General features: G+C 64.4%; 7 protein-coding genes. 2 read left to right on the forward strand and 5 right to left on the reverse strand.

Features of this window, described 5'->3' with window-relative positions; translation table 11 throughout:
• Window positions 1-47: 47 nt before the first annotated feature.
• The 5 genes from fdhE to IAE24_RS15910 all read right to left on the reverse strand — a co-directional run bounded on the left by fdhE (window position 48) and on the right by IAE24_RS15910 (window position 7385).
• Window positions 48-1022, reverse strand: a complete 975-nt coding sequence (gene fdhE / locus IAE24_RS15890; protein ID WP_096916118.1) for a formate dehydrogenase accessory protein FdhE — start codon at window positions 1020-1022, stop codon at window positions 48-50.
• 212 nt (window positions 1023-1234) lie between these two features.
• The gene (locus IAE24_RS15895) at window positions 1235-1861 is read right to left on the reverse strand and encodes a formate dehydrogenase subunit gamma (RefSeq protein ID WP_012205324.1); all 627 of its coding nucleotides are present in this window, start codon (window positions 1859-1861) and stop codon (window positions 1235-1237) included.
• Window positions 1858-2787 carry a formate dehydrogenase subunit beta gene (gene fdxH / locus IAE24_RS15900; RefSeq protein ID WP_012205325.1) on the reverse strand — a complete coding sequence of 310 codons (930 nt, stop codon included), beginning with the start codon at window positions 2785-2787 and terminating at the stop codon, window positions 1858-1860. Before fdxH ends, IAE24_RS15895 begins: the two co-directional genes overlap by 4 nt.
• Window positions 2788-2797: 10 nt before the next feature.
• Window positions 2798-5863 carry a formate dehydrogenase-N subunit alpha gene (gene fdnG, locus IAE24_RS15905; RefSeq protein WP_080518199.1) on the reverse strand — a complete coding sequence of 1022 codons (3066 nt, stop codon included), beginning with the start codon at window positions 5861-5863 and terminating at the stop codon, window positions 2798-2800.
• A gap of 358 nt (window positions 5864-6221) precedes the next feature.
• On the reverse strand, window positions 6222-7385 hold the full coding sequence (locus tag IAE24_RS15910; protein WP_034393000.1) for an AI-2E family transporter: 1164 nt from the start codon (window positions 7383-7385) through the stop codon (window positions 6222-6224).
• A 231-nt stretch (window positions 7386-7616) separates the two neighbouring features.
• Between IAE24_RS15910 and IAE24_RS15915 the strand changes: the two genes are divergently transcribed.
• Window positions 7617-10496, forward strand: a complete 2880-nt coding sequence (locus IAE24_RS15915; protein WP_013802660.1) for a 2-oxoglutarate dehydrogenase E1 component — start codon at window positions 7617-7619, stop codon at window positions 10494-10496.
• Window positions 10497-10550: 54 nt separating this feature from the next.
• Window positions 10551-11816, forward strand: coding sequence for a 2-oxoglutarate dehydrogenase complex dihydrolipoyllysine-residue succinyltransferase (odhB, locus tag IAE24_RS15920; protein WP_013802659.1), 1266 nt, complete (start codon window positions 10551-10553; stop codon window positions 11814-11816).
• Window position 11817 lies beyond the last annotated feature (1 nt).

Genomic DNA, 11817 nt, shown 5'->3' on the forward strand with positions numbered 1-11817 from the left:
GGGGGCGGCAGAGGGGGCGGCGGTATCGGTCATGGCGTGCGAAAGGGTCAGGCGGCAGGCGTGGCGGGGTCGATCAGCGCGTCGCCGGCCTCATCCTGCTCCTCGGCAAAGGCCACGTAGAGCAGGGGATTGGCGCTGGCGCGCTGAAAGCGCGTCTCCTCGCCCATCAGCAGGTCCAGCATCAGCGAGGCCAGGTCGTCGGCCAGGGGCTCGGCCATCGGGTCCTTTTCCTGGTTGACCACCTTGCGGTAGCTGCCGCATTCCTCGCAGGTCTCGGCCAGCACGGTATCGCCTGCGCCATCGATGCCCTGGTACTCGACGCCCTTGGTTGACTCGCAGTGCGAGCACTTGACGCGCACCATGTGCCACTCCGTGCAGCAGGTGCCGCAGTGCAGGTAGCGGTGGCCTGCGGCCTTGCCTCCAATGCGCAGCACGCTGGCCACGGGCTCGCTGGCGCAGACGGGGCAGATCGAGGCGGGATCGGTATAGGGCACGTCGCGTGCGCTCAGGCCGCTGGCGCGCGTGGCAAACACCACCTGCAGCGCAGCCATCACAAAAGGCGCCATGCCCACGTGGCGGGCCGCCACTTCCTTTTGCAGCAGCCGCTGCGCGATCTCGTCACGCCCGGCCGTGTCCAGCGCGCGCAGCTCCTGCAGCAGCGGCTGCAGCGGCGCAGGCAGGCCATCGGCGCCCGACAGGGCATCGAGCATGCGGTCCAGCACGCCGTGCCAGGCGGCATCGATATGGTCGGCGGCAGGCAGCAGCGGCATCGAATGCTCCTGCGCCCGCGCGATCAGCGCCGCATCAGGCTCGGCCAGCGTCAACTGCCCGGCCGCCTTGGCCTGCGCGTCCACGATCTGCGCCACGAACCGCAGGTAATCGGCAATCGGATTGCCCTCGGCCAGCTGCCGCAGCCGCGCCGCCCGCTCGACGAACAGCCCCGGCAACTGCGGCAGCAGCACGCGCGGAAAACTGGTGTGGTCCAGCGACTCGATATCGCCAGGTTGAAGAATGCGTTGCATTGGAATGTTCCAAAAAGACAATCGCCCAGCGTCCAGGGACGCCGGGCGGCTGGTGGCTTCAGGCGAAAGGCTAACACGGGGTTGCGCATTGTCCTTGGCCTATGAAACCGGCGTGCCCCAGAGCAGGGGCACCGAGGAAGGGCCGCCCCGCACCGAGGGTGCCGCCCCCCCCGCGAAGCGAGAGGGGGAAGCGGCGCAGCCGCTCAGGGGGCTCAGTCGTTATCCCCGGTCATCTTGCGATACCACCCCCGGTGGTGCTGCTTGGCCCAGGCCCGCGTCACCGTGCCGTACAGCATGGCGCGGATGGTGCCCCGGGTCCAGATGGCCGCGTACACGTGCATGATGATCAGGCCGATCATCCACACGCCCGCAATGGCATGCACCACCGAGGCGGCGCGCACCACGTTGACGGGCAGCGTCCACCAGGCGCGCCACATGAGCGCGCCGGTCACGGTGATCGCCAGCATGCCGATGACCAGGCCCCAGAACAGCAGCTTCTGGCCGCCGTTGTACTTGCCCTGCTCGGGCATGTCGTGGTCGTCGCCGTCGATCATCTTGTTGACGTTCTTGAGCCACTCGATGTCGCGCGGCTCGACCACGTTCAGGCGCCAGAAGCGCAGCGCCATGATGATGAAGAACAGCGCCATCACCACCCCGATGTAGGGGTGCAGGATGCGCGTCCACGGCCCGCCGCCGAACAGCTGCGTGAGCGGGAAGAAGGCCGGGTGGAAGAACGCCAGGCCCGACAGCGCCAGCAGGATGAAGCAGATGCCGACCACCCAGTGGTTGGCACGCTCCGATGCGTTGTAGCGCACCAGGTCACGTGGATTGCGTTTCATCGGCGGGCCTCCTTTTCAGCGGCTTCCTGGTCCTTGCGGTCCATTTCGTCTTCCAGTTCCTTGGACACGTCGTTCGGGCCCTTGGTGATGTAGTGGAACAGGCTGCCGACGGCAGCTGCGCCCAGCGCGGCCATTGCCAGCGGCTTGGCAACGCCCTTCCACAGGGACACCATGGGGCTGATCTTCGGGTCGTCGGGCAGGCCCTTGTACAGCGAAGGCTTGTCCGCGTGATGCAGCACGTACATCACATGGGTGCCGCCCACGCCTTGCGGGTCATAGAGGCCGGCCTCGGCATAGCCGCGCCGCTTGAGGTCGCCGATGCGGTGCTCGGCCTGGTCCTTCATCGCCTCCTTGGTGCCAAACATGATGGCGCCGGTGGGGCAGGTCTTGACACAGGCAGGCTCGCGGCCGACGGCCACGCGGTCCGAGCACAGCGTGCACTTGTAGGCCTTGTGGTCTTTCTTGGAGATGCGCGGGATGTTGAACGGGCAGCCCGTGACGCAGTAGCCGCAGCCCACGCACTGGTCCTGCTGGAAGTCCACGATGCCGTTGCTGTACTGCACGATGGCGCCCGGCGAAGGGCAGGCCTTCAGGCAGCCCGGGTCCTCGCAGTGCATGCAGCCGTCCTTGCGGATCAGCCACTCCAGGTTGCCGGTCGCTTCGTTCTCGTACTCGGTAAAGCGCATGACGGTCCACGACTGATCGGTCAGATCGGTCGGGTTGTCATAGACGCCGGCCGCGCAGGTGCCGATTTCGTCGCGCAGGTCGTTCCACTCCATGCAGGCGGTCTGGCAGGCCTTGCACCCGATGCACTTGGAGACATCGATGAGCTTGGCCACCTCGCCGCTGTGCGTTTCGCGCGCACTGGGAGCAGGCGTCGTCGTGGCCGAGCGACGCTTGATATCGAGAGACATGGTTGATGACATCAGCTGCTCCTTAAACCTTTTCCACCTTCACGAGGAAGGTCTTGGATTCCGGGGTAAGGCTGTTGCCATCTCCCACCGATGCCGTCAGGTTGTTGGCCATGTAGCCCTTGCGGCCCGTCGACGAGAAGCCCCAGTGAATGGGCACGCCCACGTGGTGGATGGTCTTGCCATCGATCTTCATGGGCTTGATGCGCTTGGTCACCACGGCGGCTGCCTTGACGAAGCCGCGCTTGGAGCTGACCTTCACATGCTGGCCGGTCTCGATGCCCAGTTCCTTGGCCAGCGCCTCGCCGATTTCCACGAACTGCTCGGGCTGAACGATGTTGTTCAGCTGAACGTGCTTGGTCCAGTAGTGGAAGTGCTCGGTCAGGCGGTACGTCGTGCCCACGTGCGGGAACTCGCTGGGCGAGCCCGCCGAATCCTTGACGGAATCGAAGATGCGCGTGGCCGGGTTGATGACCGCCAGCTTGTTGTCGGGATACATGGGGTTGTATCCCAGCGGGTTGTCAAAGGCCTCGTAGTGGGTGGGGAACGGTCCCTCGTTCATGCCCTTGCGGGCGAAGAAGCGCGCCACGCCCTCGGGGTTCATGATGAACGGATCGGTGGTCTCCGGCGGCATGGTCGGGCCCATGTCGGGCACGTCGGCACCGCCCCAGGCCTTGCCGTTCCAGCGGATCAGCGTGCGCTTGGGATCGAACGGCTGGCCGTTGCGGTCGCAGGAGGCGCGGTTGTAGAGCACGCGGCGGTTGGCCGGCCAGGCCCAGGCCCAGTTCAGCGTGTTGCCTATGCCCGTGGGGTCGCTGTTGTCGCGCCGGGCCATCTGGTTGCCGGACGAGGTCCAGCAGCCTGCCCAGATCCAGCAGCCGCCCATCGTCGTACCGTCGTCACGCATCTCGCCGAAGCCGGCCAGCTGCTCGCCGGCCTTGCGGATGAGCTTGGTCGGGTCCTTGGGGTCGAACAGGTCCACCAGCGCGCGGCCGTTGTACTCCTTGGCGATCTCTTCCGAGGTCGGATGATCGGCATGGGCATAAGGCCACCACAGCTTGGTGATCGGCTCGGGGAACTTGCCGCCGTCCTTCTCATAGGCCTGCTTCAGGCGCAGGTGCAGGGCCGACATGATGGCAATGTCGGTCTTGGCCTCGCCCGGGGGCTCGGCCGCCTTCCAGTGCCACTGCAGCACGCGCGAGGAGCTGACGACGGCGCCGTCTTCCTCGGCAAAGCAGGTCGTGGGCAGGCGGAACACCTCGGTCTGGATCGATGCCGGATCCACGTCGTTGAACTCGCCGTGGTTCTGCCAGAACTCCGATGTCTCGGTGACCAGCGGGTCCATGATCACCAGGAACTTCAGCTTCTTGAGGCCTTCGCGCACATTGTTGCTGTTCGCAAGGGCCGCCAGCGGGTTGAAGCCTTGGGCGATGTAGCCGTTGATCTTGCCCTGTGCCATCAGGTCGAACACCTGCAGCATGTCGTACTGCCTGTCCAGCTTGGGCAGGTAGTTGAAGGCCCAGTTGTTCTCGGCCGTGGCCGCCGGTCCCCACCAGGCCTTCATCAGGCTCACGTGGAACTTGGGCGTGTTCGACCAGTAGTTCATCTGGCCCGGGCGCATGGCCTTGGGCGTGCGCGCGTCGATGTACTTCTGGTAGTCCTGCTCGCCTTCGTTGGGCAGCGTCAGGTAGCCGGGCAGCGAGGCCGACAGGATGCCCAGGTCCGTCAGGCCCTGGATGTTGGAGTGCCCGCGCAGCGCGTTCATGCCGCCGCCGGCCACGCCGATATTGCCCAGCAGCAGCTGGACCATGGCGCCCGTGCGCAGGATCTGCGCGCCCGTGGTGTGCTGTGTCCAGCCCAGTGCGTACAGGATGGTCGCGACGCGACCCGGCACGGCGGTCGATGCCAGCTTCTCGCACACGTGCAGGAATTTTTCCTTGGGCGTGCCGCAGGCGCTCTCCACCTTCTCGGGCGTGTAGCTGGCGTAGTGGCGCTTGAGCCATTGGTACACGCAGCGCGGATGCTGCAGGCTGGCGTCCACCTTCACGTAGCCGTCGGCGTCGAGCTCATAGTCCCAGCTGGACTTGTCGTATTTGCGTGTCTGCGGGTCGTAGCCCGAGAAGATACCTTCGTCGAACGCAAACTCCTCCTTCACGATGTACGAGAAGTCGGTGTAGTTCCTCACGTATTCGTGATGGATCTTGTCGTTCGTCAGCAGATAGTTGATCACACCACCCAGGAACACGATGTCCGAGCCCGACCGGATGGGGGCGTAGAAATCGGCCACGGAGGCGGAGCGGTTGAAGCGCGGATCGACCACCATGAAGTGCGCACCGTTGTGCTCCTTCGCTTCGGTCACCCACTTGAAACCGCAGGGATGTGCTTCAGCGGCATTGCCGCCCATGATCAGGATAACGTCCGCGTTCTTGATGTCGACCCAATGGTTCGTCATCGCTCCACGGCCAAACGTCGGGGCAAGACCTGCCACCGTCGGGCCGTGTCAGACACGTGCTTGGTTATCGAGTGCGAGCAGGCCCCAGGAACGGGCAACCTTGTGTGTGACGTAACCGGCTTCGTTGCTGGAGGCCGAGGCGGCCAGCATGCCGGTGGTCAGCCAGCGGTTCACCGTCTGGCCCTTGTCGTTTTGCTCGACGAAGTTCGCGTCGCGATCGTCCTTGAGCAGCTTGGTGATGCGCGTCAGCGCCTCGTCCCAGGACATGCGCTTCCACTCGTTGGAGCCGGGGGCGCGGTACTCGGGGTACTTCAGGCGGTGCGGGCTGTGGACGAAGTCCAGCAGCGAGGCGCCCTTGGGGCACAGCGTGCCGCGGTTGACGGGGTGGTCCGGATCGCCCTCGACGTGGATCACCGACAGCTTGGCGTTCTTGGCGCCGTCGCTCAGCGAATACATCAGGATGCCGCAGCCTACCGAGCAGTAGGTACAGGTCTGGCGGGTGACCGTGGTGGCGGCCAGCTTGAACTGGCGCACTTCAGCCAGGGCGGCAGTGGGCGAGAAGCCCATCAACGCCAGGCTGGATCCGGCCAGAGTCGAACCAGTCACTTTCATGAACTGGCGTCTGGAGAATTGGACCATGTGGGGTACCTTCTAATAGAAATTGACGCTTGTAAGCAAATTCTACGAGTGCACCCCGGAATCAATCCGGGAAATAACCCTTAATCCTGAGTCGTCCTGTGCGGCATTCGCGCGCAAGCTCCACGCCAGGCCTTGCTGCGCGGGGCTTGCCGGGGCGCCGCCCGGCGGGATCATCAGTTGAAATGATTATCTGGATTCAGGGCTTCGGACATTTTGTTTTATATCAATCCGCCATTCATTGAGTGGATGAATGAGGTCGATGGATCCAGGCTATTGCGCGAATGCGATCCATTTGCACCCATTGAATGCCTGAAAATGGATTTCCGGCCCCTGTCCAGAGGGAGGGGCCGGAGCAGGCTCAGCGTGCCGGCGGGCGCGGATCCTGCGGTGCTTGCTTGAGGTCCATATCATCCGATGTCTGATATTCAGCATGCGCCAAACCTGCCTGGGCAAGTTGGCGGCGCTTTTCCTCATCCTGCACTTGCATGCGCGAGAACATGTCCCAGATCGCCATGAACAGGGCCGCAATCACGGGGCCTATCACAAAACCCGTCAGTCCGAAGAGAGCCATGCCGCCCAGCGTCGAGATCAGCACGATGTAGTCGGGCATCTTCGTGTCCTTGCCCACCAGCAAGGGGCGCAGCACGTTGTCCACCAGTCCGATCACCAGCACGCCGTAGGCGATCAGGATCAGACCCTTGCCCATGGCACCGGTGGCCAGGAAGTAGATGGCCACCGGTGCCCAGATCAGGCCGGCGCCCACGGCCGGCAGCAGCGACAGGAACGCCATCACCACGCCCCACAGCACGGGCCCCTGGATGCCCAGGATCCAGAAGATCAGCCCGCCCAGCGCGCCCTGGGCGGCCGCCACGGCCAGGTTCCCCTTGACGGTGGCACGGATCACGGTGGTGAACTTGCTCGACAGCTCGGCCTTGTGGTCGGCTTGCAGCGGAATCGCCATGCGGATGCGCTGGGTCAGGTCACGGCCGTCGCGCAGCAGGAAGAACAGCAGGTACAGCATCACGCAAAAGCCCACCAGGAAGCCGAACGTGTTCTGCCCTATGCCCAGCGCCTTGGTGGCGGCCAGCTTGGATGCCTGCATGGCGATGCTGGACAGCTTGTCCTGCAGCTCGGCCAGCGAGCCCAGGTGCAACCTCTCCAGCCAGGGTGTGACCCAGGAGGGCAGGGCGTCCATGATCTGTTGCAGATAGGTGCCTGCATCCAGGTTGCCGCTGTTGACGCGCTCATAGATCAACGAGGCCTCGCGCACCAGCGAGGCGCCGATCAGCGCCAGCGGCAGGATGGCCACGACCAGGCACAGCAGCAGGGTGGACAGGGCGGCGAGATTGGTGCGCCGGGGCATGCGCGCCAGCAGGCGCCGGTGCAGCGGCGAGAACAGGATGGCCAGGGCGACGCCCCAGAAGATGGCCCCCATGAATTCCCAGAGCACGGCACCGAAGCCTATGGTCGCCGCGATCAGCAGCAGCATGAAAGTGCGTTTGTGTAAGGGCAGCAGGTTCATCTGTCGGTCCGTTCGGAAGATGCGCCAATGTACGCGACTGCGGGAACTCCCGGAGGGTCCAGGTAATCGCTTGGTAACTGCCCTGCTGCGATGTTTGAACGGTGGCACAATGGCGGTCGCAACCAGGCCCTTCCCCAGCCACAGTCGCATCCGCCAATCGGTACAGCCGTGTCGCGGAAGGTTCTACAAACCAGCTAATGCCTCCTTCAGGGAGGCGGAGGTCAGCGCAATATGAGCGATCAGACGTCGGTCTACCAAGCCTATCAAGGCAATACTTACCTCTTCGGCGGCAATGCCCCCTACGTCGAAGAAATGTACGAGAACTACCTGGCCAACCCCGGTAGCGTGCCGGATTCCTGGCGCGAGTACTTTGATGCACTGCAACATGTGCCCGCAGTCGACGGCACGGACTCCAAGGACGTCCCGCACCAGCCCGTCATCAACGCTTTCGCCGAGCGCGCCAAGCAAGGCGGCACCAAGGTGGTCGTGGCCTCCGGCGCCGACTCCGAGCTGGGCCGCAAGCGCACCGCCGTCCAGCAGCTGATCGCCGCCTACCGCAATGTCGGCGCACGCTGGGCCGATCTCGATCCCCTCAAGCGCACCGAGCGCCCCGAAATTCCCGAGCTGGAGCCGTCGTTCTACGGCTTCACCGATGCCGACCAGGAAACGGTGTTCAACACGAGCAACACCTTCTTCGGCAAGGAAAGCATGTCGCTGCGCGAGCTGATGAACGCGCTGCGCGAGACCTACTGCGGCACCCTGGGCACCGAGTACATGTATGCCACCGACCAGACGCAAAAGCGCTGGTGGCAGCAAAAGCTGGAAACCAGCCGTACCAAGCCCAGCTTTGACGCCAGCCAGAAAAAGCGCATCCTCGACCGCCTGACGGCTGCCGAAGGCCTGGAACGCTACCTGCACACCAAGTACGTCGGCCAAAAGCGCTTCTCGCTGGAAGGCGGCGAAAGCTTCATCGTCGCCATGGACGAGCTGATCAACGCTGCCGGCCAGAAGGGCGTGCAGGAAGTCGTGATCGGCATGGCCCACCGCGGCCGCCTGAACGTGCTGGTCAACACCCTGGGCAAGATGCCCAAGGATCTGTTTGCCGAGTTCGATCACACCGCTCCCGAAGATCTGCCCTCGGGCGACGTGAAGTACCACCAGGGCTTCAGCTCCGATGTGTCCACCGCTGGCGGCCCTGTCCACCTGTCGCTGGCCTTCAATCCCTCGCACCTGGAAATCGTCAACCCCGTGGTCGAAGGCTCGGTGCGCTCGCGCATGGACCGCCGCGACGACCCGCACGGCAAGCAAGTGCTGCCCGTGCTGGTGCACGGCGATGCCGCCTTTGCCGGCCAGGGCGTGAACCAGGAAACCCTGGCGCTGGCCCAGACCCGTGGCTACACCACGGGCGGTACGGTGCACATCATCATCAACAACCAGATCGGCTTCACCACGTCCGATCCGCGCGATACACGCTCCACGCTGTACTGCACCGACATCGTCAAGATGATCGAGTCGCCCGTGCTGCACGTGAACGGCGATGATCCGGAAGCCGTGGCACTAGCCGTGCAGCTGGCGCTGGAATTCCGCATGGAATTCTCCAAGGACGTGGTCGTGGACATCGTCTGCTTCCGCAAGCTGGGCCACAACGAGCAGGACACGCCTGCCCTGACCCAGCCGCTGATGTACAAGAAGATCGGCGCCCACCCCGGCACCCGCAAGCTGTACGCCGACAAGCTGGCCACGCAAGGCCTGGGCGAATCGCTGGGCGACGACATGGCCAAGGCCTACCGCGCCGCCATGGACGAAGGCCGCCACACCGTGGACCCGGTGCTGACGAACTTCAAGAGCAAGTACGCCGTGGACTGGAGCCCGTTCCTGGGCAAGACCTGGACCGACGCCGGCGACACTGCCATCCCGCTGACCGAATGGAAGCGCCTGGCCGAACGCATCACCACGATCCCCGAGACCGTGACCCCGCACGCGCTGGTCAAGAAGGTCTATGACGACCGCGCAGCCATGGGCCGCGGCGATGTCAACGTGGACTGGGGCATGGGCGAGCACATGGCCTTCGCATCGCTGGTCGCATCGGGCTACCCCGTGCGCCTGTCGGGCGAGGACTGCGGCCGCGGCACCTTCACCCACCGCCACTCGGTCATCCATGACCAAAAGCGTGAAAAGTGGAGCGAAGGCACCTACATCCCGCTGCAGAACGTGGCCGACAGCCAGGCTCCGTTCACCGTCATCGACTCCATCCTGTCCGAAGAGGCCGTGCTCGGCTTCGAGTACGGCTACGCGTCGAACGATCCCAACACCCTGGTGATCTGGGAAGCCCAGTTCGGCGACTTCGCCAACGGCGCCCAGGTGGTGATCGACCAGTTCATCGCCTCCGGTGAAGTCAAGTGGGGCCGCATCAACGGCCTGACGCTGATGCTGCCGCACGGCTATGAAGGCCAGGGCCCCGAGCACAGCTCGGCACGCCTGGAGCGCTTCATGCAGCTGGCCGCCGACGCCAACATGCAGATCGTGCAGCCCACCACGGCCAGCCAGATCTTCCACGTGCTGCGTCGCCAGATGGTGCGCCCGCTGCGCAAGCCGCTGGTCATCATGACGCCCAAGTCGCTGCTGCGTAACAAGGATGCGACCTCGCCGCTGTCCGAGTTCACCAGCGGTGGTTTCCAGACCGTGATCCCCGAGCAGGACGAAGCCGTCGTGAAGAACGCGGCCAAGGTCAAGCGCGTGATCGCATGCTCGGGCAAGGTCTACTACGACCTGGTCAAGAAGCGCGCCGAGAAGGAAAGCAAGGACGTCGCCATCATCCGCGTCGAACAGCTGTACCCCTTCCCGCACAAGGCCTTCGCCGCTGAACTCAAGAAGTTCGGCAACGCCACCGAGATCGTCTGGTGCCAGGACGAGCCGCAGAACCAGGGCGCCTGGTTCTTCGTGCAGCACTACATCCACGAGAACATGCTCGATGGCCAGAAGCTGGGCTACTCCGGCCGCGCTGCCTCGGCATCGCCCGCCGTGGGTTACGCACACCTGCACCAGGAGCAGCAAAAGGCCCTGGTGGAAGGCGCGTTCTCCAAGCTCAAGGGTTTTGTCCTGAACAAGTAAGGCAGCCCCCACCCGCTACGTATCAGTACAGAACACTTTTGGAAAGAATCACAAATGGCTATCGTTGAAGTCAAAGTTCCCCAGCTGTCCGAGTCCATCGCTGAGGCCACCATGCTGACCTGGAAGAAGAAGGCCGGCGAAGCGGTTGCAATCGATGAGATCCTCATCGAAATCGAAACCGACAAGGTCGTGCTCGAAGTGCCCGCACCCGCCGCTGGCGTGCTGGCCGAGATCGTGCAAGGTGACGGCGCCACCGTGGTGGCCGAGCAGCTGATCGCCAAGATCGACACCGAAGGCGTGGCCGGCGTGGCCGCTGCCGCTCCTGCCGCAGCCGCCGCTCCCGCTGCCGCAGCGCCTGCTGCTGCTCCCGCCGCTGCTGCTGCCACTGGCGGCAGCAAGGGCGATGTCGCCATGCCCGCCGCTGCCAAGCTGCTGGCCGAGAACAACCTGTCGGCCGCCAACGTGGCTGGCTCCGGCAAGGATGGCCGCGTGACCAAGGGCGACGCCCTGGCCGCCGTCAAGGGCGGCGTGCAGTCCACGGCTGCCGTCATCCCCACCGGCGTGCCCACCAAGGCGCTGCCCCAGGTGTCGGCTCCCGCTGCCAAGGAAGACCTCAGCGGCCGTCCCGAGCAGCGCGTGCCCATGAGCCGCCTGCGTGCCCGCGTGGCCGAGCGCCTGCTGCAGTCGCAGTCCACCAACGCCATCCTGACCACGTTCAACGAAGTGAACATGGCCCCGGTGATGGATCTGCGCAAGAAGTTCCAGGACGCCTTCACCAAGGAACACGGCACCAAGCTGGGCTTCATGTCCTTCTTCGTCAAGGCGGCAGTGCACGCCCTGAAGAAGTACCCCGTGCTCAATGCTTCCGTGGACGGCAACGACATCGTCTATCACGGCTACTTCGACATCGGTATCGCCGTGGGTTCGCCCCGTGGCCTGGTGGTGCCCATCCTGCGCAATGCAGACCAGATGAGCTTCGCCGACATCGAAAAGAAGATTGCCGAATTCGGCAAGAAGGCGGCAGACGGCAAGCTGGGCATTGAAGACATGACCGGCGGCACCTTCTCCATCTCCAACGGCGGCACCTTCGGCTCGATGATGTCCACCCCCATCATCAACCCGCCCCAGTCGGCCATCCTGGGCGTGCACGCCACCAAGGACCGCGCCATGGTCGAGAACGGCCAGGTCGTGGTGCGCCCGATGAACTATCTGGCCATGTCCTATGACCACCGCATCATCGACGGCCGCGAAGCCGTGCTGGGCCTGGTGGCCATGAAGGACGCGCTGGAAGATCCTTCGCGCCTGCTGTTCGACCTGTAAA

The organism is Delftia sp. S65 (assembly GCF_016516495.1).
GTDB classification, from domain to species: domain Bacteria; phylum Pseudomonadota; class Gammaproteobacteria; order Burkholderiales; family Burkholderiaceae_C; genus Comamonas; species Comamonas acidovorans.